The sequence below is a fragment of the Streptomyces sp. NPDC012825 genome (assembly GCF_042900925.1).
In the GTDB taxonomy this organism is placed as follows: Bacteria; Actinomycetota; Actinomycetes; order Streptomycetales; family Streptomycetaceae; genus Streptomyces.
Window position 1 is genome coordinate 101,629 of record NZ_JBIBBZ010000002.1, and the last position, 20,789, is coordinate 122,417.

The following is a 20,789-nucleotide window of genomic DNA, read 5'->3' on the forward strand; positions in this document are numbered from 1 at the left end:
CGGTATCAGGCCGCGTCCCGGCCCCCGGTATGACGCCGGGGGCCCGGGCCGCTGCCTACCCTGGGCGGGCCATGAGCACCGAACCGCGGCCCGAGCCGCCGACTCCGCCCCGGCCGTCCGACCATCGGCCCCTCGTCCGGGTGCGCGGGGCGTTCCAGGGCCTCGGGGCCGCGCTCACCACCCCGACCGCCCCCGGGGCGCCCCTCCTCGCCGACGCCTCCTCCCGCTGGGTGCGCCTCCTCCCGTACGCCGTCGCCCTCGCCTTCGTCGCCTCGCTGCTCCCCACCACCGTCCACCTCCTCACCGGGGACCACGGCGTCCCCGGCGCCCTCGCCGGGGCGATCGGCACCGCGCAGACCGCGCCGCTGCTGCTCGCCGTCACCCGTCCCCTCCAGGCCTGGTGGGTCGTCTTCGCCGCCGACGTGCTCGGCGCGCTCGTCCTGCTCGCCGCCGACGGCCCGCGGGCCCACCTGTGGCCCTGGACCCCGCCGCTCGTCGTCGGCTACTGCGCGCTGACGGTCGCGCTCGGCCTGCGCGAGTCCCGCCGGGCGCTGTTCGGCGTCTGGCTGGCGACGGGCGCCGCCGGATACGCCCTGGAAGCCTTCCGGCCCGCCGGACAGACCAGCGTCCACACCCTGCTGTTCGTCCTGAGCGGGGTGCTGCTCCTCCTCACCTCGGCGGTACGCGCGCGTGGGGACGCCCAGCGGCGGCTCGTGGAGCAGGAGACCATCAGCGAGGCCGAGCGGTCCCGTCGCACGCTCCTGGAGGAGCGGGCCAGGATCGCGCGCGAACTGCACGACGTCGTGGCCCACCACATGTCCGTGATCACCGTCCAGGCCGACTCGGCGCCGTACCGCATCCCGGAGCTTCCCGACGCGGCCCGCGAGGAGTTCGGCTCCATCGCGGCGAGCGCGCGCGAGTCGCTCGCCGAGATGCGCCGGCTGCTGTCCGTGCTGCGCAGCGACGGCGGCGAGGGCGAGCGGGCTCCGCAGCCGGGACTCGACCGGGTCCAGCAGCTGGTGGAGGCGACCGTACGGGCCGGGGTGCCGGCCGAACTGCGGCTCGCCGCCGACCTCGGGGACGTGCCGCAGGCGGTGGACCTGTCGGCGTACCGGATCGTGCAGGAGGCCCTCGCGAACGTCGTCCGGCACGCGCCCGGTGCCGCGACCCGGGTCTCGGTCCGGGCGGACGAGGGGTGGCTGACGGTCCTCGTCGTCAACGGGCCCTCCCTGGAGGAGGGTTCGTCCGTCGAGCGGGGTGCGCCCGGCACCGGGCACGGGCTCGTCGGCATGCGGGAACGCGTACGGTTGACGGGCGGCTCGCTGGACACCGGGCCGCTGCCCGACGACGGCTTCCGGGTCGCGGCCCGGCTTCCCCTGCGCATGGAGGACCCCGCGTGACCATCCGCGTGATCATCGTCGACGACCAGGCCATGGTGCGGGCCGGTTTCGCCGCGCTGCTCTCCGCACAGCCCGACATCGACGTCGTCGGCGAGGCCCCGGACGGGCGGCGGGGCGTGGAGGCGGCACGGTCGGCGCACCCGGACGTGGTCCTCATGGACGTGCGGATGCCCGAGCTGGACGGGCTCGCGGCGGCCCGCGAGATCCTGCGTCCGCCGGCCGGGGTCACGCACCGGCCGAAGGTGCTGATGCTCACCACCTTCGACGTGGACGACTACGTGTACGAGGCGCTGCGCGCGGGCGCGTCCGGTTTCCTCCTCAAGGACGCGCCGCCGGCCGACCTGATCGCGGCGGTGCGGGTGGTGGCGGCGGGCGAGGCGCTGCTCGCCCCGTCCGTGACCCGGCGCCTGATCGCCGACTTCGCCGCGTCCCGCCCGGCCCCGCGCCGGGACACCACGGCGCTGCGCCTGAACGGTCTCACCCCGCGCGAGACCGAGGTCCTGGAGCTGATCGCCCGGGGCCTGTCCAACCAGGAGATCGCGAGCGTCCTGGTCCTCGCCGAGCAGACGGTGAAGACCCACATCGGCCGGGTCCTGGCCAAACTGGACCTGCGCGACCGGGCCCAGGCGGTGGTCTTCGCGTACGAGTCGGGGCTCGTGACGCCCGGCACGGCCTGACGCCCGACCGGAGACCGGAAGATCCGGGGGAAAACCCCACCCCTTCCCTGAGGACGGCCGCTCCCCCACCCCCTACCCCGGTATCAGGAGGCGGTTGGCCCCCCGGTGTGACGTGCCGTCACCCACCCCCTTCCTACCTTCCTCCCGTCGCCGGACGACCGGCGGCCGAGCGAGAAGCCGGAGAGGGAGGGCGGGCCCATGCGCCGCACTGCGAGGACCCTGATCACCGTGGCCCTGGCGGCCGTCGCGGTCGCCGGAACGGCCGGCTGGGCGTCCGGGGACGCCCAGGAGGCCGTGACCGGGGCGCCGGTCGGGACGGGGGCGTGGGTGGGTGCGGGGCTGCCGGACCCGGAGGGGATGGGGGTGGTCGGGACCGCGCGGTTCTTCGCGGGACTCGATCCCGTACAGAGGAAGAGGTTGGTGCGGGAGCACCCGGCCGTCGTCGGGAACCTCGACGGGGCCCCGCTGGAGCTGCGGTACGAGGCCAACGCCCTTGCCACGAAGGGGGCGTTCGGGGACGCGCGGGTGCTCGCGTACGACCCGCGCGGCCGGGGGCAGGTGGTCCTGGTCCACGGGGACCTGGCGCGGGCCGCGCACGTGGCGGTGATCGTGCCCGGTTCCGACGTCGACGCCGGGCACGTCCGGCCGCTCGCGGACATGGCGGCCGCGCTGCGCCGGGCGACCGGGGGCCGGACGGCGGTCGTCGCCTGGGCCGGGTACACCACCCCCGTCGGCGTCGGCCTGGACGCGGCCACCGGCCGGCTCGCCGAGGCCGGGGCCGGGCGGCTCGCCCGGTTCGCGGAGGGCCTGGCGGCCGTCGGGGCGGCCGAGCCCTCGGTGTTCTGCCACAGCTACGGCTCGGTGGTCTGCGGGCTCGCCGCCCACGAGCTGAAGGCGAAGGACCTGGTGGTGTTCGGCTCGCCGGGGATGCGCGCCGAGAACGTCGCGGACCTCGGCACCTCCGCGCGGGTGTGGGCGGCGAAGGACCCCACCGACTGGATCGACCGCGTCCCGAACGTCGAGTTCGCGGGACTCGGGCACGGCGCCGACCCCGCCGCGCCGTCCTTCGGGGCGCGCCGGATCCCGGCGGAGGACGCCGCCGGTCACGGCGGGTACTTCGCGGCCGGGACCTCGTCCCTGCGGGCGTTCGCCGCGATCGCCGAGGGGGGCGTGCGATGAGTTCCCTCGCCCTCATGAGCCGTACGGCCCGGCGGATCGAGGCCGCCACCCCCGCCCACCGCGACCGGGCGGTCGACGGGCTGCGGGCCCTCGCCCTGCTCGCCGTGCCCACCGGACACTGGCTGCTCGGCGGCTTCACCCTCTCCGCCGACGGCGCGCTCCACAACGCCAGCCCGCTCGGCACCTTCGCCGGGCTCGCGCCGGTCAGCTGGGTCCTCCAGATGCTGGGGATCTTCTTCCTGGTCGGCGGGTACGCGTCCGTCCTCTCGTACCGGCGCCGGAAGGGCTCCACGCGCGCGTGGCTCGGGGGGCGGCTCGCCCGGCTCGGGCGGCCCGTGCTCGGAGTCACCGCCGTGTGGGCGGCGCTCCTGCCCCTGCTCCACTTCGGGCTCGGGGTGCCCGTGGACACGCTGCGGACGGCGTCCACGCTGGTGGTCCAGCCGCTCTGGTTCGTCGGGGTCTACACGGTGGTCACCGCGCTCACCCCGTACTGCGTGCGGGCCGCCCGCCGGCTCGGGGCGTGGGCGGCGGCCCCGCTGCTCGGCTCGGTCGCCGTCGTCGACCTGCTGCGGTACGGGCCGTACGCCGACGCCGTGCCGTCCTGGCTGGGCCTCCTGAACATCCTGCCCGGCTGGCTCTTCGCCTATCAGCTCGGCGTCTCGTGGGGCGAGGGCCGGGTCACCCGGCGCCACGCGTGGGCCCTGCTCCTCGGCGGGGCCGTCCTCTTCGCCGTCCTGCTGCTCCTCCTCGGCTACCCGGCGTCGATGGTCGGCGTCCCCGGCGAGGCCCGCACCAACTCGCACCCGCCGTCGCTGCTCGTCCTCGCCCTCGCCGCCGCGCAGAGCGGCGCCGCGATCCTGCTCCGCGACCGGTTCGGCGCGCTCCTGCGGCGGCCCGCGCTCTGGGCGCCGGTCGTGGTCGTCAACCTCTCGGCCATGACGGTCCTGTGCTGGCACCAGACGGCGATGCTCGCCGCAGCGATTCCCGCCTCGTACACCGGGGAGGTCCCGGGTCTGGTCGGCGCGCCCGACTCGGCGGGCTGGATCCTGGCCCGGCTCGCCTGGATGCCGGTCTTCGCCGGGCTTCTCGTCCTGATCGGGCGGTACGCGCGGGGCTTCGAGTCCCCGTGGACGAAGGCCGGGCCCGCCCGCCGCGCCCTGGCGGGACTGCTCGCGGCGGGCTTCGGGGTCTTCGCGCTGGGGCTGGGGTGAGCGCGCCGTCGATCTGATCGGACCTCCCGGCTCAGACCTCCCGGCTCACCGCCGTGGAGCTCATGTCCGGGTAGCGGTCGCCCGCCACCCGGCCGGCGATCGGCTCCAGCTCCGCCAGCTCGGCGTCGGTGAGGACGATGCGGGTGGCCGCCGCGTTCTCCAGGAGGCGGGAGCGCTTGCGGGTACCGGGGATCGGGACGACCGTGACGCCGTGCACGGAGGCCCGCCGCTGGACCCAGGCGAGGGCGATCTGCGCCGGGGTCGCCCCGTGGGCGGCGGCGATCTTGCGGACCGGGTCGAGCAGGGCGGCGTTCCGCTGCGCGTTCTCGCCGGTGAACCGGGGCTGGTGGGCCCGGTAGTCACCGCCCTGGAGGTCCTTGGCGGCGTCCGCGAACGCCCCGGTCAGGAAGCCCCGGCCGAGCGGCGAGTACGGCACGACGGTCACGCCGAGGTCGGCGGCGGCGCCGACGGCGCTGCGCTCCACGTCCCGGGAGAAGAGCGACCACTCCGACTGGAGGGCGGCGATCGGGTGCACGGCGTGGGCCTCGCGCAGTTCGGGCCCGGTGACCTCGCTCAGGCCCAGGTGGCGGACCTTGCCCTCCCGGACGAGTTCGGCCATCGCGCCGACGGACTCGGCGAACGGGACCCGCGGGTCGCGGCGGTGCATGTAGTAGAGGTCGATGGTCTCGACGCCGAGGCGGCGCAGACTGTTCTCGACGGCGCTCCGGATGTACGCGGGGTCGTTGCGGACGCCCCGGTAGGAGGGGTCGTCGGCGCGCCGCTCGACGGCGAACTTGGTGGCGAGGACGACCTCGTCGCGGTGGGCGGCGAGGAAGGGGGCCAGGAACTCCTCGTTGGCGCCGCTGCCGTAGATGTCGGCGGTGTCGATCAGGGTGACGCCGGCCTCCAGGGCCGCGTCGAGGGTGTCCCGGGCGGCGGCCTCGTCGGTGGCGCCGTAGAACTCGCTGATGCCCATGGCGCCGAAGCCCTGGACTCCGACCTCCGGTCCGTCCTGGCCCCCGAGGCGTACGGTGTCGATCCTGTTCACGCTGGTCATGAAGGTGTTCCTCCGCAGACGGTCCCGTAGTGGGCGATCTTGACGTCGAGCACGGCGAGCGTGTCCTGGAGCTCGGTGACCCGGGCGAGGACGTCCCTCCGGGTGGCCTCCAGGAGCTCGCGCCGCTCCTCGCGGGTGTGGTCCCCCGCCCGCACCAGTTCGGCGTACCGGACCATGTCGGCGACCGGCATCCCGGTCAGCCGCAGCTTGCCGACGAAGGCCAGCCAGTCCAGGTCGCGCGGGGTGAAGCGGCGCTGTCCCGTGTGCGAGCGGTCGACGTGCGGCATGAGGCCGATCCGCTCGTACCAGCGCAGGGTGTGCGCCGAGAGACCGGTCAGGGCGGCGACCTCGCTGATGGTGTAGGGCCCCGTCCGGCCGCCGCCCGTGCTCGTACCGCTCGTGCTCGTACCGCTCGTGCTCGCGATCACGCTCATGTCTCCACGCTAGGGGGTTGGAGCGCACTCGAAGCAAGTCCGTTCCCGGAGGGCAAGTAGGCTCGGTGCCATGGAGAGCCCCGTGGAGAACAGCGTGGAGAACGGTCTGCCGAGCCTGGCGTCGATCGAGGACTGGCCCGTCCCCACCGCGGCCGCCGCCGTGGTCCGCGCGGACGGCACCCCGGCCGGGGCCCACGGCCCCACCGGGCGGCGCTTCCCGCTCGCCTCGGTGACCAAGCCGCTCACGGCGTACGCGGTGCTCGTCGCGTACGAGGAGGGGGCGATCGACCTGGACGAGCCGGCCGGGCCCGAGGGCTCGACCGTCCGCCACCTCCTCGCCCACACCTCGGGCCTGGCCTTCGACGAGAACCGCGTCCAGGCCGCGCCCGGCACCCGCCGGATCTACTCCAACGCCGGTTTCGAGGTCCTCGGCGACCACGTCGCCAAGGCCACCGACATCCCCTTCGCCGAGTACCTGCACCAGGCCGTCCTGGAGCCGCTCGGCATGGCGTCCACGACGCTGGAGGGCTCGCCCGCCAAGGACGGCGTGTCGACCGTCGACGACCTGGTGCGGTTCGCCGCCGAGGTCCAGGCGCCCCGCCTCCTCGACGCCCGGACCGTCCTGGACGCGATGACGGTGGCGTACCCCGGCCTGACCGGCATCCTGCCCGGCTACGGGCACCAGCGGCCCAACGACTGGGGGCTCGGCTTCGAGATCCGCGACGGGAAGTCCCCGCACTGGACGGGCGCCACGTCCTCGCCGCGTGCCTTCGGGCACTTCGGGCAGTCCGGCACCTTCCTGTGGATCGACCCGGACGCGCGGGCCGCGTGCGTGGCGCTCACCGACCGGCCCTTCGGGCCGTGGGCGGTCGAGGCCTGGCCGCCGTTCACGGACGCGGTCCTGGCGGACCTGCGGGCGCTCTAGTCACGCGTCCGCCGCGCCCGTTTGTCCCGGGCGGCGTGGGCAAAACGGAGTCCATGAGAGGCATCGACTCCGTCATAAGAACCGTGGCCCACGTGCTCGCGGGCATCCTGGTCGTCTGGATCCTCATGGACCTGCTCGACGCCAACCGGGGCAACACCGTCGTCGGCTGGTTCCACTCCGCCGCCGACTGGCTCGCGGGCTGGTCGATCGGGCTCTTCGACGTCGCCGGGCACACCCTTCAGGTGCTGCTCGACTACGGCATCCCCGCGGTCGTCTACGTGGTGATCGCGAACGTCATCGCCAGCCGGGCGTTCGGCCGGCACTGACGCCCCCCTCGCAGCGGGTGGCGGGCAGCGTCCCGTCGGGGCCGAGGACGGTCACCTCGGCCCGGCCCGCCGGGTGTTCCGCGTAGGCGGCCGTGCACACCAGTTGGCGCACGGCCGTCTCGGGCAGTCCCTTCACCGGGAAGGGGGCCCTGAGCCGGAGCGCGGGGTCGGGCGGTCCGCCCGGGTCCGCCTCGACGCGCGGGGCCCGGGTTTCTCCCCCGGGCAGGGCGGTGGTGGCGCCCACCGCCACCTCCTCGGTCCTCGGGCCGGCGAGGAGCGCGGCGAGCGCCTTGTCGACGGTGAGCCGTTCGCGCCGCAGGGCCTCGGCGGAGATCTCGTACTCCGGACCGAACTCGTCGTACGGGACCGGGTCGTCGGCCGGGTGGGCGGTGGCCGAGTGGGTGGTGGCCGGTTCGGGGTGTCCGAGGTCGCGGACCATCGGCATCATCCGGCCCTCGGGGCCCACGAAGTAGAGCGTCATCCGCTCCTCGGGGACCGGCTGGACGATGACGGTCGCGGCCCCGCCCGCCTCGACGACGTCGGTCTCCTGTATGCCGCAGCCGCTCAGGGCGAGCAGGACGGCCGCGGCCGTCGTGGCCCGGCGCCTCACAGCGGCGTCCGCACGGTGAACACGGCCCCGCCCTCCGGGTGGTTGGCGGCCGTGACGGTGCCGCCGTGGAGCCGTACGTTCTCCAGGGTGATCGCGAGGCCGAGGCCGCTGCCCTCCGAGCGGGTCCTGGCCCGGTCCGCCTTGTAGAAGCGGTCGAAGACGTGCGGCAGGACCTCCGGGTCGATGCCCGGCCCCCGGTCGGCGACCTCCGTCACCAGCACGTCCCCCTCCGCGTACAGCCGGACCGTGACCGGCGCCCCGCCGTGCCGCAGCGCGTTGCCGACGAGGTTGGCGACGACGACGTCGAAGCGGCGCGGGTCGAGCCGGGCCCTGATCCCCTCCGCGAGGTGCGGGACGACCCGGTCCGGGTCGTCCCAGCGGCGGTGCTGGAGGGTCTTGCGGACGCAGTCGGCGGCGTCGACCTCGTCGGTGTGCAGCTCGGCGGCGCGCGCGTCGAAGCGGGAGATCTCCATCAGGTCCTCGACGAGCACGGCGAGCTTCCCGGTCTCGGCGCTGATCAGGCGGACCGCGCGGGCGGTGTCGCTGTCGAGGCTCCCGGCGTCCTCGTCGAGGACCTCGGTGACGGCGAGCATTCCGGCGAGCGGGGTGCGCAGCTCGTGCGAGACGTCGGAGGCGAAGCGGCGGGCGCGGGCCTCGGCGTCGCGGAGTTCGGCGACGGAACGTTCCAGCAGGGCGGCGGACTCGTTGAACGTGCGGGCGAGGTCGGAGAGTTCGTCGCGGCCCTTGGCGTGGATGCGGGTGTCGAGGCGGCCCTGCCCCATGTGGTGGGCGGCGTGCCGCAGCTCCCGCACGGGCCGCAGGACGCCCCGGGCGGCGAGGAGCGCGGGGATCAGGGCGACGGCCAGGGCGGGCAGGGCGCCGTCGCGGGCGGCGGTGACCATGGCCTCGACGTTGGCCTCCTCCTCGTTCAGCTCCATGACGGCGTAGAGGACGAGGCCGGTGGGCTGGGCGGTTCCCTCGGTGGCGTGGGTCCGGAAGACGGCGGGGACGGCGATGGTCAGATAGGGGGTGCCGTTCTTCACGACCCGCTGGAAGCCGGCGTGCGGGGAGGCGTCCCGGGCCCGGGCGCGGGCCCGCAGTTCGGGGGTGACGACGGAGGAGGTGGGCCGGTCGGTGGAGGAGACGCGGACGGTACCGTACTCGGCGTAGACGCGCCAGGGGCGGGGTTTGCCCTGGCGGGCGATCCGCAGGACGTCGGTCCGCAGGCTGTCGGCGTCGGCGGGCAGGGTGACGTGGAGCGCGGCGACCTGCTCGCGGAAGGCGGAGACGGCGGTGTTCTGGGTCTGTTCCAGGATGGCGTTGCGGGCGGCCCGGTAGGTGAGGGCGGCGGTGGTGCCGCAGCCGACGGCGGCGACGAGCAGGAAGGCGAGGACGAGGCGGGTCCGCAGCCCGAAGGGGTGCGGCCGCAGGCGCGGGGCGCGTCCCCGGCGCCGGCGCCCGGAACCGGAGGCCCCGGAGCCGGGGGCCTCGAAACCGGATGCCTTAGAACCGGGCGCCCCGGAACCGGACGTCTCGGAGCCGGAAGCTCCGGAACCGGACGCCCCGGCACCCGCCTTCGCCGCACAGGTCTTCACAGCGGTCCGAAGCGGTAGCCGAAGCCCCGCAGGGTCTGGATGTAGCGGGGTTCGCCGGGGACGTCCTCGATCTTGTTCCGGAGCCGGCGGACACAGGCGTCGACCAGCCGGGCGTCCCCGTGGTAACTGTGCTCCCAGACGTGTTCGAGGAGCTGCTGCCGGCTGAAGACCTGCTCGGGAGCGGCGGAGAGGTGGAGCAGCAGCTTCATCTCGGAGGGGGCGAGGGCGATCCGCTCACCCGCCTTGGCGACGGTGAGCCCGGCCCGGTCGACGGCGAGTTCCCCGTGGAACTCGACGGCGGACCGCCCGGAGGCAGGCTCCTCGATGCGGCGGAGCACGGCCCGTATCCGCGCCTCGATGACCTCGGTACGGGCGGGCTTGACGATGTAGTCGTCGGCTCCGGCCTCCAGGCCGACGACGACGTCGAAGTCGTCACCCCGGGCGGTCAGCATGATGATCGGCAGCTGGCTGCCCTCCCGGACCCGGCGGCAGACCTGGACGCCGTTCATGCCGGGCAGCATCAGGTCGAGCAGGAGCAGGTCCGGCCGGAACTGACCGAGCGCGGCGAGCCCCGCCTCCCCGGTGGGGGCGGTCCGCACCTCGTGCCCGCGCCGTCGCAGCCCGAGTTCGACGCCCTCGCGGACGGAGGGGTCGTCTTCTATCAGGAGCACGCGGGGCATGTGTGGGGTATCCCGAGGTCGTGGGGGCGGGTTTCACGCACGGCGGGCGGCGGGCCGGAGCCGTCCCGGGAGCTTGTCCAGGAGGTCGCGCACCTCGGTGAGGCGCAGGGGCCGGGCCAGGACGGCGAAGACGGCGAGGATCGTGAGGGTCCCGGCGAGCCCGGCGGGCACGGCCCCGGCCGGGCCGACGAGGTCGGCGGCGAGAAGCCCGTACCCGGCGGCGGGCACGGCGGCGACGAGCAGCCGCGCGAGCCCGGCGGCGGAGCCCCCGGAGCCGTCCGCACTCCCGGCCTTCCGGGAAGCCCCGAGCCTTCGCCGCAGCACGTACGCCGTCACGCCCCAGCCGACCCACAGCGCCAGCGAGTACGCCCCCGCCATGCCGGCGACGGTCCAGCGCGCGGGCAGCAGGAGGTACGCGGTGAACGAGAGGCCCGCGTTGAGGCCGGCGATCACCAGGTTGAGCAGGAAGGGGGTGCGGGTGTCGCGCAGGGCGTAGAAGGCGCGGGTGCACACGTACTGGCCGGAGAGGGCGATCAGGCCGGGCGCGAGGGCCGTCAGGATCCAGGACATCGCGCGGATGTCGCCGTCGTCCGTCGCCCCGTGGCGGAAGACCACCGTCATCAGGGGCACGGCGAGCGCGAGGAGCGCGCAGGCGGCGGGGACGACGGCGGCGGAGCTGGTCCGCAGCGCGTACGAGACGTCCCGCCGGACCCCGGCGAGGTCGCCGTCGGCCGCCGCCCCGCTCATCCGGGGCAGCAGGGCGGTCAGCAGGGAGACGGTGACGATCCCGTGCGGGACGGCCCACAGCAGATAGGCGTTGTTGTACCCGGCGAGGCCCGCGCCGCCGTCGGCCGCCGAGCCGCCCGCCGAGGTGGCGATCCAGGTGGTCACCCAGTACGCGCCCTGGTTGGTGAGGACGAGCAGCACCAGCCAGCCGGCCGACCGCAGCGGGCCCGTGAGGCCGCTGCCGCGCCAGTCGAAGCGGGGCCGCCAGCGGAACCCGGCGGCGCGCAGCGGGGGGACGAGGGCGAGGGCCTGGAGCGCGATCCCGGCGGTGGTGCCCCATCCGAGGAGCGCGGTCTCCCCCGCGCCGAGCGCGCCCCCGTCGCTCACCACCAGGAAGAGGCCGAAGACCGCCACCACGACCACGTTGTTGAGGACGGGCGTCCACATCATGGCGCCGAACCGTCCCCGGGCGTTGAGGACCTGCCCGAGGAGCGTGAAGAGGCCGAGGAAGAAGATCTGCGGGAGGCAGGTGCGGGCGAAGGCGACGGTCGTCTCCCGCTGCGCGCCCGTGTAGTCGGTGTACGTGTCGACGATGAGCGGCGCGGCGAGCACGGCGACGGCGGTGAGCGCGACGAGGGCGAGCGCGCACAGGGTGAGCAGCCGGTCGGTGTAGGCGACGCCGCCGTCCTCGTGCTCCTTGGCGGCCTTGACCAGCTCGGGGACGAAGACGGCGTTGAGGGCGCCGCCCAGGAGGAGCGTGTAGACGATCGTGGGGACGGAGTTCCCGACCGCGTAGCCGTCGGCGACGGTGGCCGCGCCGAGCGCGGCGGCGACGACGGAGGCGCGGACGAAGCCGGTGGCGCGGGAGACGAGCGACCCGGCCGCCAGGACCGCCCCGCCGCGCAGGACGGAGGCGGTCTTCGTCTTCTCCGATGCCGGAGCGGCGGTCAGCGCACCGGCGCTCATCGACGCGCCAGGTAGGCCCGGAAGGCGCGGTACAGCGCCTGGTTGGTCGTGCCCCGCATCGGTGTCTCCCACTCCCCCAGCGTCTCGACGACCCGGCCGCCCGTGCCCAGCTTCCAGCGGAGGAGGCCGTGGGCGCGGTCGTCCGGATCAAGGGTGGAGGGTACCCCGCGCAGGTCGTAGACGGCGGCGCCGAGGGCGTGGGCGTCGAGCAGCATGCGCCACTGGAGGGCGTTGGAGGGGCGGACCTCGCGCCGGTGGTCGGCGGAGGCGCCGGTCTGGTACCAGACGCGCCCGCCCACGGTGACCATGGTGTGCGCGGCGAGGACCTCGCCCTCGTGACGGGCCAGGTAGAGCTTCATCCGCCCCGGCTCCTCGGCGTTGAGTACGGCGTACTGGCGCTCGTAGTACGCGAGCGACCGCCCGAGCCGGAACCCGTCCCGCTCCTCGGTGATCCGCAGCAGCCGGTGGAACTCGGGCAGGTCGGCGGCGGACCCGACCGTGATCTCGACACCGGCCCTGCGGGCCTTCCGCACGTTCCTGCGCCACTCCTGGTTGAGCCCGGACCACAGGTCGTCGGCGCTGCGGCCGGTCAGCGGGACCTGGAAGACGTGCCGGGGCTGGGCGTCGGCGCCGTCCTCGGAGTCGCCGCCGCAGCGCCGCCAGCCCCGGGCCCGGAGGCGTTCGGCGACGGCGGTCCCGAGCGGGTCGACCTCGTCGGCGAGGACGTCGGAGAGCCGCCGTCCGGTGCCGGTGGCGGCCTTGACGGTGGGGGCGTGCCACCGGCGGTGGGCGGGCCCGGGTCCGATGCGGACGGCGAAGGCCCCGGAGTCCCTCAAGTGCCGCAGGAGCGGCCCGAGCCAGCCGTCCAGGTCGGGATCGGTCCAGTCGGCGACGGGCCCTTCGGGAAGGTAGGCGAAGTACTTCCGGGTCCCGGGAAAGGGCCGCAGGAGCACCAGCGCGACGCCGGTCAACCCGCCGCCCCCGGGCCCCCATCCCACCAGCTGGTGGCACCAGCCCTCCTTCACCCGGGCCCAGGCGGGCACCTGGAGGAAGCTGGGTCCGTCCGCTCCGCCGCGGGTCGCGAGGAACGCCCGGTACGCCTCGGGGGTCACGGGCCCGAGCCGGAGGGGAACGGGTCGTTCGACGGACGCGGCCGTCACGAGCAGCGCTGACACCACGGGGCCTCCTGGTTCCGCCCCTCGGTGGTGGGGCGCACAGCAGGCTCACAGCGGAATGCGACGGAGCCGCGCGGCGGGTGTGACCGGACGATGACCGTTCCGTCGCAGCTCACGTCACACGTACCCGCGGCAACCCAGGAGCGGTTCCGCCCGTCCTAGGGTCCGGAACATCCCACTCTTCCCACTCCGCGGAGGCCTGCCGTGCTGCCGATACGCACATCCCGTCCCACCCTCGCGGCCGTCGCCCTGGCGGTCTCGCTCACGGCCTGCTCGGCCGGGGCGGCGGACAAGGACCCGGCGGCGCAGTCCCCGGCGCCACCGGCGAAGGTGACGGTCGTGGACAGGACGGCGGGCAAGCCGGTGACGGTGACGGCCACGGGCGGCAAGCTGACCACGGTCAGGGTCACGGACGCGAAGGGCGAGCCCCTCACCGGCCGTACGGACGCGAACGGCACGCGCTGGACGTCGGACCGCAAGGCGGCCCCGGGCGCCGCGTACACGGTGGAGATCACCTCCCGCGGCACGGACGGCAGGGAGACGACGACCCGTTCGCCCTTCTCCACGCCGGCCCCCGGGAAGGTCAACAAGCTGACCCTGGCCCCGGGCAAGAACACCACCGTCGGCATCGCCCACCCCCTCTCGATCGTCTTCGACCTCCCGGTGACGAAGAAGGCGGACGTCGAGAGGCAGCTCGAGGTGACGACCTCGAACGGCACCGAGGGCTCCTGGGGCTGGGTCAAGGACTGGTCGGGCCGGGACCGGGCGGACTGGCGGCCGAAGGAGTACTGGAAGCCCGGCACGAAGGTCGGCCTCAAGGCGGACCTCGACGGCACGGACTCGGGCGGCGGCTGGTTCGTACGGGACTACGCGACGGGCTTCACGGTCGGTGACGCGCGGGTGGTGGAGGTGGACCTGGACAGCCACGAACTCACCGTCCGGCGGAACGGCGGCACGATCCGCACGATCCCGGTCTCCGGCGGCACCCCCGGCGGCGACAAGCGCTCCTGGCGGGGCACGGCCGTCCTGATGGCGAAGGAGGGCACCATCAACATGAACTCGGAGACGGTCGGCCTCGGCGACGCCTACGACAAGATGGTCGACTACTCGATGCGCCTGACCTGGTCGGGCATGTACGCCCACGCGGCCCCGTGGAACGCGCGCTACTTCGGCAACGCCAACCACAGCTCGGGTTGCATCGGCATGAGCGACGAGAACGCCGCCGCCCTCTACTCCCTGGTGAAGCCGGGCGACCCCTTCGAGATCAAGGGCACCGAGACGAAGGGCACGGTCGCCGAGGGCAACGGCTACGGCGCGTGGAACGTGAGCTGGGCGGACTGGAAGGCGAAGAGCGCCCTGAACTGAGCCGGGGCGCCAACGGGCCTGCCCCCAGGGGTGGTTTACGCGATGCACGCCTCCGGCCCGCGTCCTCGTACAGCGACACCGACGGAGGCGAGTGCGTCGGGGTCGCGGACGGCTTCCCCGGCACCGTCCCGGTCCGCGACAGCAAGGACCCTTCCGGTCCTGGTCGTGGGCCCCGGGGCGTGGCGGGCGTTCGTGGACGGGCTCCGTCAGGAGACTTCGCCCGACGGGCGAGCCGTCCCGAGCGCGAAGGACGCCCGTTCCCGCCATCGCGTGCCGTCGTGGACGAGGAGTTCGACCGACGAGACGCGGGAGGTGAACGGGAGTCCGTCCGCGAGGTCGGTCTCGATCTCCTCCAGGACGGCGTCCTCCCGGCCCTGCGCGACGGTCAGGTGCGGGACGATCTCGGTGAACCGGCCGCCGTACGGCGGGGCCTCGGGCCAGCGGGCGGCGACCGCCTCCGTGAGCCGCTTCAGTGGCGTGTCGGGTTCGGGGACGAGGTACAGCACGTCCGGAAGCCGTCCGCACTTCTCGAACCGCAGGTCGAAGCACGGGTGGCCGGCCAGCACGTCCGTGAGCGCGGAGTGGACGGACGCGTCCACCCGGCTCTCGTCGAGGAACGGGTAGAGCACGGTGACGTGGGCCGGGACCCCGGCCCGGGCCGAGGGGTCGAACCGCTCGCGCCACCCGCGGACCACAGGCTCCGCCTCCGGGACCCGGACGACGAGCGCCGTCCGCCCCGCCCGGAACCCACTGGTGTCGTCGTCCGCCATGACACCGCATGGTGTCAGCTCCGCCGCATCTCCCACACCAGTACTTCCGCGTCGCCGGTCGCGCGCAGGGTGAGGCCCTTCTCGTCGGTGGCGCGGGCCGCGTCGCCGGGGGCGAGGTCCTCGTCGCCGACGCGGACCGTGCCGCGTGTCACGTGGACGTACACGAAGTCGCCGTCCGGAAGCGGTGCTCGGTCGTCCTTCTTCAGGCGGTGGACGCGCAGGGTCGCGCCCGGGACCTCGTGTGCCAGGTCTCCGCCGTGCCCCCGTACCACCTCGTACGCCGGTTCCCCGCCGAACGACGGCGGGGCGAGCCACATCTGTACGAAGGTCAGCGGGGCGTCGCCGTCGTTGCGTTCGACGTGGCGGACGCCGGCCGCCGCGCTCAGGTGCTGGAGGTCGCCCGCGCGGACGGTCGTCGCGCGGCCCGTCGAGTCGCGGTGGGTGAGTTCGCCCGCCACGACCCAGGTGACGATCTCGGTGTGACGGTGCGGGTGCTCGTCGAAGCCGGCCCCCGGGGCGAGCCGCTCCTCGTTGCAGGCGATCAGGGAGCCGAAGCGGAGGTTGTCCGGGTCGTAGTGCGGGCCGAAGGAGAAGGCGTGCCGGGTGACGATGCCCGCCGCCGGGTCGCCGCCGGGGTGGCGCTCGTCCGCGCGCTGGATGCGTATCACGGGCCCCACCGTAGCCACCCGGCCGCCCCCCCGCCGGAGGGGAACCCGCCCCGACCCCGCACCTCGGCGTCCGGATGAGGCAGTCTTGTCCCCGTGCCTGAACCCGTGAACGCCTCCCATCCGCACGCCGCGACCCTCAAGCGCCTCGAACAGTCCTCGGGGCGGCTGGCCGCCGGCGCCATCGCCCGCATGGACGAGACGCTGCCGTGGTACCGCGCGATGCCGCCCGAGAACCGGTCGTGGATCGGGCTCGTCGCCCAGGCCGGCATCGCCGCGTTCACGGAGTGGTTCCGGCACCCGGAGACCCCGCAGGCGATCTCGACGGACGTCTTCGGCACCGCGCCCCGCGAGCTGACCCGGGCCATCACCCTGCGCCAGACCGTGGAGATGGTCCGGACGACCATCGAGGTCATGGAGTCGGCGATCGAGGAGGTCGCCGCCCCGGGCGACGAGTCGGTGCTCCGCGAGGCGCTCCTCGTCTACGCCCGGGAGATCGCCTTCGCGACCGCCCAGGTGTACGCGCAGGCGGCCGAGGCCCGGGGCGCGTGGGACGCGCGCCTGGAGTCGCTCGTGGTGAACGCCGTGCTGTCCGGCGAGGCGGACGAGGGGGCGGTGTCGCGGGCCGCCGCGCTCGGCTGGAACTCCCCGGAGCACGTGTGCGTGCTGCTCGGCACGGCCCCGGACGGGGACAGCGAGCTGACGGTGGAGGCGATCCGCCGGGCCGCCCGGCACGCCAAGCTCCAGGTGCTCACCGGAGTCCTCGGCAACCGTCTCGTCGTGATCGCGGGCGGCAGCGACAACCCCCTCGCGGTGGCGAAGGCCCTGATCGGGCCGTATGCCCAGGGGCCCGTGGTGGCCGGTCCGGTGGTGCCCGACCTGCTGGCGGCGACGCGTTCCGCGCAGGCCGCCGCGGCCGGGCTCAAGGCGTGCACGGCCTGGCAGGACGCCCCGCGCCCGGTCCTCGCGGACGATCTCCTTCCGGAGCGCGCCATCGCCTCGGATCCGTCGGCGCGCGAGCAGTTGGTGGAGGAGATCTACAGACCGCTGGAGGAAGCGGGGTCGGCGCTGCTGGAAACTCTCAGTGTCTACCTGGAGCAGGCGAGCAGTCTGGAAGGCGCGGCGCGGATGCTCTTCGTCCACCCGAACACCGTGCGCTACCGGCTTCGACGTGTGACCGACGTCACCGGCTGGTCACCCTCCGACGTCCGCTCCGCCTTCACCCTGCGGATCGCGCTCATCCTGGGACGCTTGGCCGACGGCGACACGCAGTCCTAGACTTTTGTCGAACACCAACAATTCCCCCGACGGTTCTTCGTCCTTGTCCCCACGGGCGCTCGGAGCCGTCCCCAAGAGAGAGTGTGAGGGTGCTCGTACTCGTCGCTCCCGGCCAAGGCGCCCAGACGCCCGGCTTCCTGACCCCCTGGCTCGAACTCCCCGGCGCCGCCGACCGCGTGGCGGCCTGGTCCGACGCCATCGGGCTCGACCTCGCCCACTACGGCACGAAGGCGGACGCGGACGAGATCCGTGACACCGCCGTGGCACAGCCCCTCCTCGTCGCCGCCGGCCTGCTCTCCGCCGCCGCGCTCGGCGACGACCTCGCGCCCGGCGTCGTCGCCGGTCACAGCGTCGGCGAGTTCACCGCGGCGGCGTTCGCGGGCGTCCTCGACGACACGGCGGCGCTGCGTCTCGTGCGGACCCGCGGGCTCGCGATGGCGGAGGCCGCCGCGATCGCCCCGACCGGCATGTCGGCGCTGCTCGGCGGTGACCCCGAGGTGACCGTCCCGCACCTGGAGAAGCTCGGCCTGACGGCCGCGAACGTGAACGGCGCGGGCCAGATCGTGGCCGCCGGCACCCTGGAGCAGCTGGCCGCCCTGGAGGCGGACAAGCCCGAGGGCGTCCGCCGGGTCGTGGCGCTCAAGGTGGCCGGTGCCTTCCACACGCACCACATGGCCCCGGCGGTGGCGAAGCTGGAGGAGGCGGCGGCGCTGCTGTCTCCGGCCGTCCCGACCACCCGCTACGTCTCCAACAAGGACGGCCAGGTCGTCATGGACGGCGCCGAGGTCGTGTCCCGTCTGGTCGGCCAGGTCGCGAACCCGGTCCGCTGGGACCTGTGCATGGAGACCTTCCACGACCTGGGCGCGACGGCGCTGATCGAGGTGTGCCCCGGCGGCACCCTGACCGGCATCGCCAAGCGGGCCCTGCCGGGCGTGGCCACGGTCGCCCTGAAGACTCCCGACGACCTCGACGCGGCCCGTACGCTCGTCGCCGAGCACGCGGCCGTCTGACTAGGAGTGTCGAGAAGCATGTCGAAGATCAAGCCCAGCAAGGGCGCCCCGTACGCGCGGATCCTCGGCGTGGGCGGCTACCGCCCCACCCGGGTCGTGCCGAACGAGGTGATCCTCGAGAAGATCGACTCGTCCGACGAGTGGATCCGCTCGCGCTCCGGCATCGCCACCCGGCACTGGGCCTCCCCGGAGGAGACCGTCGCCGCGATGTCGGTGGAGGCGTCCGGGAAGGCCATCGCGGACGCCGGGATCCGCCCGGAGCAGATCGGCGCCGTGGTCGTCTCCACGGTGTCGCACTTCCACCAGACCCCGGCGATCGCCACGGAGATCGCGGACCGCATCGGCGCGGGCAAGCCCGCCGCGTTCGACATCTCGGCCGGCTGCGCGGGCTTCGGCTACGGCCTGACGCTCGCCAAGGGCATGATCGTCGAGGGTTCCGCGGAGTACGTGCTCGTCATCGGCGTCGAGCGGCTCAGCGACCTGACGGATCTGGAGGACCGCGCGACGGCCTTCCTGTTCGGCGACGGCGCCGGCGCCGTGGTCGTCGGTCCGTCGGACGAGCCGCACATCGGCCCCACGGTCTGGGGTTCCGAGGGCGACAAGTCGGCGACGATCAAGCAGACCGTCCCGTGGGACGCGTTCCACGGCGGCGACGTCTCGACGCTCCCGCTCGACTCGCAGGGCGCCATCAAGTTCCCGGCCATCACGCAGGAGGGTCAGGCGGTCTTCCGCTGGGCCGTCTTCGAGATGGCGAAGGTCGCCCAGCAGGCCCTGGACGCCGCCGGCATCTCGGCGGACGACCTGGACGTCTTCATCCCGCACCAGGCCAACATGCGGATCATCGACTCGATGGTGAAGACCCTGAAGCTGCCGGAGCACGTCACGGTCGCCCGTGACGTGGAGACCACCGGCAACACCTCGGCCGCCTCGATCCCGCTCGCGATGGAGCGGCTCCTGGCGACCGGGAAGGCGAAGAGCGGCGACACCGCGCTCGTCATCGGCTTCGGGGCGGGTCTCGTCTACGCCGCGACGGTCGTTACCCTCCCCTAGGCACCCGGATCTCCCGGAAGCCCCTTACCGAAGCAATCACAGAAGGAGCGCCACCATGGCCTTCACCCAGGAGCAGATCGTCGAAGGTCTCGCCGAGATCGTCAACGAGATCGCCGGCATCCCGACCGAGGACGTCGAGCTGGACAAGTCGTTCACCGACGACCTGGACGTCGACTCGCTGTCCATGGTCGAGGTCGTCGTCGCCGCCGAAGAGCGTTTCGACGTCAAGATCCCCGACGAGGACGTCAAGAACCTCAAGACCGTGGGCGACGCCGTCGACTACATCCTGAAGCACCAGGGCTGATCCGGCCCCTGCTGTTCCGGTCAGCCACCCGGCGGTGGCGCCGCATTTCGACCATCACACACATGGAGAAAGAATTCCTGTGAGCCAGACCAATCGCACCGTGGTCGTCACCGGTATCGGCGCAACCACACCGCTGGGTGGCGACTCCGCATCGACCTGGGAAGGTCTGATCGCGGGGCGCTCCGGCGTCCGTCCGCTCGAGGGCGAACGTTTCGCCGAGCTGCCCGTCAAGATCGCCGCGACGGCCGCCGTCGACCCCGGCGACGTCCTGCCCCGTCCGCTCGCCCGCAAGCTGGACCGCTCGGCGCAGTTCGCCGTGATCGCGGCCCGCGAGGCGTGGGCCGACGCGGGCTACACCGCTCCGGCCGGCGAGGACGACGAGGTCGCGCCCGAGCGGCTCGGTGCCGTCATCGCCTCCGGCATCGGCGGTGTCACCACGCTGCTCGACCAGTACGACGTGCTGAAGGAGAAGGGCGTCCGCCGCGTCTCCCCGCACACCGTCCCCATGCTCATGCCCAACGGCCCCTCGGCGAACGTGGGTCTGGAGGTGAACGCCCGGGCGGGCGTCCACACCCCGGTCTCCGCGTGTGCGTCGGGCGCCGAGGCGATCGGCTACGCCGTCGAGATGATCCGTACCGGCCGTGCCGACGTGGTCGTCGCCGGTGGCACCGAGGCCGCGATCCACCCGCTGCCGATCGTCGCCTTCGCCAACATGATGGCGATGTCCAAGAGCAACGACGAGCCGGAGAAGGCCTCGCGCCCGTACGACACCGGCCGTGACGGCTTCGTGCTCGGCGAGGGCGCGGGCGTCGTGGTCCTGGAGTCCGAGGAGCACGCGAAGGCGCGCGGCGCGCGCGTCTACTGCGAGGTCCTGGGCCAGGGCCTGTCGGCCGACAGCCACCACATCGCGCAGCCCGAGCCGACCGGCCGGGGCATCGCGGCCGCGATGCAGAACCTGCTGGACTCGACGGACCTGAAGCCGTCCGAGGTCGTGCACCTGAACGCGCACGCCACGTCGACGCCGCAGGGCGACGTCGCCGAGATCAAGGCGCTGCGGAAGATCCTGGGCGACGACCTGGACCACGTCGCGATCTCCGCGACGAAGTCGATGACGGGTCACCTCCTGGGCGGCGCGGGCGGCATCGAGACCGTCGCGACGGTCCTGGCGCTGTACCACCGCCTGGCCCCGCCGACGATCAACGTCGACGAGCTGGACCCGGAGATCGAGGCGGACGTCGTCCGCGGCGAGCCCCGCGCGCTCCCGGAGGGCACGATCGCCGCGATCAACAACTCGTTCGGCTTCGGCGGCCACAACGTGGTCCTGGCGTTCCGCACGGTCTGATCGGTACGAACGCACCGGAGGCCCGCCCCCTGGCCGGGGGCGGG

General features: G+C 73.9%; 21 protein-coding genes and 1 pseudogene. 13 read left to right on the forward strand and 9 right to left on the reverse strand.

Features of this window, described 5'->3' with window-relative positions:
- The first annotated feature begins 71 nt into the window (after positions 1–71).
- The 4 genes from ACFY7E_RS06040 (at position 72) to ACFY7E_RS06055 (ending at position 4,467) form a co-directional block, all read left to right on the forward strand.
- Entirely contained in the window at positions 72–1,400 is a 1,329-nt protein-coding gene (locus ACFY7E_RS06040; RefSeq protein ID WP_389481289.1) for a sensor histidine kinase, read from the forward strand.
- A complete protein-coding gene (locus tag ACFY7E_RS06045; protein WP_389481291.1) occupies positions 1,397–2,077 on the forward strand; it encodes a response regulator in 681 nt (226 codons plus the stop codon). The genes ACFY7E_RS06040 and ACFY7E_RS06045 overlap by 4 nt, the downstream gene beginning before the upstream one ends.
- A gap of 198 nt (positions 2,078–2,275) precedes the next feature.
- Positions 2,276–3,256 (forward strand): alpha/beta hydrolase, encoded by a 981-nt coding sequence (locus ACFY7E_RS06050; protein ID WP_389481293.1) that lies wholly within the window; start codon positions 2,276–2,278, stop codon positions 3,254–3,256.
- Positions 3,253–4,467 (forward strand): acyltransferase, encoded by a 1,215-nt coding sequence (locus ACFY7E_RS06055; protein ID WP_389481295.1) that lies wholly within the window; start codon positions 3,253–3,255, stop codon positions 4,465–4,467. The genes ACFY7E_RS06050 and ACFY7E_RS06055 overlap by 4 nt, the downstream gene beginning before the upstream one ends.
- 31 nt (positions 4,468–4,498) lie before the next feature.
- On the opposite strand, the gene ACFY7E_RS06060 is transcribed toward ACFY7E_RS06055, so the two are convergent.
- Together ACFY7E_RS06060 and ACFY7E_RS06065 are read right to left on the reverse strand one after the other, a co-directional pair.
- Entirely contained in the window at positions 4,499–5,524 is a 1,026-nt protein-coding gene (locus ACFY7E_RS06060; protein WP_389481297.1) for an aldo/keto reductase, read from the reverse strand.
- A complete protein-coding gene (locus ACFY7E_RS06065; RefSeq protein ID WP_389481299.1) occupies positions 5,521–5,958 on the reverse strand; it encodes a MerR family transcriptional regulator in 438 nt (145 codons plus the stop codon). The genes ACFY7E_RS06060 and ACFY7E_RS06065 overlap by 4 nt, the downstream gene beginning before the upstream one ends.
- Positions 5,959–6,064: 106 nt before the next feature.
- Here ACFY7E_RS06065 and ACFY7E_RS06070 point away from each other — a divergent pair, with 106 nt between their 5' ends.
- Both ACFY7E_RS06070 and ACFY7E_RS06075 read left to right on the forward strand, forming a co-directional pair.
- Complete coding sequence (locus tag ACFY7E_RS06070) at positions 6,065–6,883, forward strand: serine hydrolase domain-containing protein (RefSeq protein WP_389482190.1); 819 nt, start codon at positions 6,065–6,067, stop codon at positions 6,881–6,883.
- A gap of 53 nt (positions 6,884–6,936) precedes the next feature.
- Entirely contained in the window at positions 6,937–7,209 is a 273-nt protein-coding gene (locus tag ACFY7E_RS06075) for a hypothetical protein (RefSeq protein ID WP_389481301.1), read from the forward strand.
- On the opposite strand, the gene ACFY7E_RS06080 is transcribed toward ACFY7E_RS06075, so the two are convergent.
- From ACFY7E_RS06080 to ACFY7E_RS06100, 5 genes are read right to left on the reverse strand one after another with little or no spacing between them, the layout of a single operon-like run.
- Complete coding sequence (locus ACFY7E_RS06080) at positions 7,178–7,819, reverse strand: hypothetical protein (RefSeq protein ID WP_389481303.1); 642 nt, start codon at positions 7,817–7,819, stop codon at positions 7,178–7,180. The two genes, ACFY7E_RS06075 and ACFY7E_RS06080, sit on opposite strands and share 32 nt — an antisense overlap.
- The gene (locus ACFY7E_RS06085; protein ID WP_389481305.1) at positions 7,816–9,414 is read right to left on the reverse strand and encodes a sensor histidine kinase; all 1,599 of its coding nucleotides are present in this window, start codon (positions 9,412–9,414) and stop codon (positions 7,816–7,818) included. The genes ACFY7E_RS06080 and ACFY7E_RS06085 overlap by 4 nt, the downstream gene beginning before the upstream one ends.
- Positions 9,411–10,094 carry a response regulator gene (locus ACFY7E_RS06090; protein WP_389481307.1) on the reverse strand — a complete coding sequence of 228 codons (684 nt, stop codon included), beginning with the start codon at positions 10,092–10,094 and terminating at the stop codon, positions 9,411–9,413. The genes ACFY7E_RS06085 and ACFY7E_RS06090 overlap by 4 nt, the downstream gene beginning before the upstream one ends.
- Positions 10,095–10,127: 33 nt before the next feature.
- Positions 10,128–11,786 (reverse strand): murein biosynthesis integral membrane protein MurJ, encoded by a 1,659-nt coding sequence (murJ, locus tag ACFY7E_RS06095; protein WP_389481309.1) that lies wholly within the window; start codon positions 11,784–11,786, stop codon positions 10,128–10,130.
- A complete protein-coding gene (locus ACFY7E_RS06100; RefSeq protein ID WP_389482192.1) occupies positions 11,783–12,961 on the reverse strand; it encodes a lipid II:glycine glycyltransferase FemX in 1,179 nt (392 codons plus the stop codon). The genes murJ and ACFY7E_RS06100 overlap by 4 nt, the downstream gene beginning before the upstream one ends.
- 204 nt (positions 12,962–13,165) lie before the next feature.
- Here ACFY7E_RS06100 and ACFY7E_RS06105 point away from each other — a divergent pair, with 204 nt between their 5' ends.
- Both ACFY7E_RS06105 and ACFY7E_RS06110 read left to right on the forward strand, forming a co-directional pair.
- On the forward strand, positions 13,166–14,326 hold the full coding sequence (locus tag ACFY7E_RS06105) for an Ig-like domain-containing protein (RefSeq protein WP_389481311.1): 1,161 nt from the start codon (positions 13,166–13,168) through the stop codon (positions 14,324–14,326).
- Positions 14,323–14,533 (forward strand): annotated as a pseudogene (locus ACFY7E_RS06110) (DUF397 domain-containing protein); the annotation flags it as partial. The gene ACFY7E_RS06105 and the pseudogene ACFY7E_RS06110, both read left to right, overlap by 4 nt.
- Here the strand turns inward: ACFY7E_RS06110 and ACFY7E_RS06115 are convergent.
- Both ACFY7E_RS06115 and ACFY7E_RS06120 read right to left on the reverse strand, forming a co-directional pair.
- Positions 14,533–15,096, reverse strand: coding sequence for a 2'-5' RNA ligase family protein (locus tag ACFY7E_RS06115; RefSeq protein WP_389481313.1), 564 nt, complete (start codon positions 15,094–15,096; stop codon positions 14,533–14,535). The pseudogene ACFY7E_RS06110 and the gene ACFY7E_RS06115 sit on opposite strands and share 1 nt — an antisense overlap.
- Before the next feature lie 14 nt (positions 15,097–15,110).
- Entirely contained in the window at positions 15,111–15,764 is a 654-nt protein-coding gene (locus tag ACFY7E_RS06120; RefSeq protein ID WP_389481316.1) for a pirin family protein, read from the reverse strand.
- A 93-nt stretch (positions 15,765–15,857) separates the two neighbouring features.
- Here ACFY7E_RS06120 and fasR point away from each other — a divergent pair, with 93 nt between their 5' ends.
- The 5 genes from fasR to fabF all read left to right on the forward strand — a co-directional run bounded on the left by fasR (position 15,858) and on the right by fabF (position 20,745).
- Complete coding sequence (gene fasR / locus ACFY7E_RS06125) at positions 15,858–17,039, forward strand: fatty acid biosynthesis transcriptional regulator FasR (protein ID WP_383437361.1); 1,182 nt, start codon at positions 15,858–15,860, stop codon at positions 17,037–17,039.
- An 89-nt stretch (positions 17,040–17,128) separates the two neighbouring features.
- The gene (locus ACFY7E_RS06130; RefSeq protein WP_389481319.1) at positions 17,129–18,049 is read left to right on the forward strand and encodes an ACP S-malonyltransferase; all 921 of its coding nucleotides are present in this window, start codon (positions 17,129–17,131) and stop codon (positions 18,047–18,049) included.
- Positions 18,050–18,067: 18 nt separating this feature from the next.
- A complete protein-coding gene (locus ACFY7E_RS06135) occupies positions 18,068–19,099 on the forward strand; it encodes a ketoacyl-ACP synthase III (RefSeq protein WP_383437366.1) in 1,032 nt (343 codons plus the stop codon).
- 55 nt (positions 19,100–19,154) lie between these two features.
- A complete protein-coding gene (locus tag ACFY7E_RS06140) occupies positions 19,155–19,403 on the forward strand; it encodes an acyl carrier protein (protein ID WP_383437368.1) in 249 nt (82 codons plus the stop codon).
- A gap of 79 nt (positions 19,404–19,482) precedes the next feature.
- Positions 19,483–20,745 carry a beta-ketoacyl-ACP synthase II gene (fabF, locus tag ACFY7E_RS06145; protein WP_389481322.1) on the forward strand — a complete coding sequence of 421 codons (1,263 nt, stop codon included), beginning with the start codon at positions 19,483–19,485 and terminating at the stop codon, positions 20,743–20,745.
- Positions 20,746–20,789: the final 44 nt, after the last annotated feature.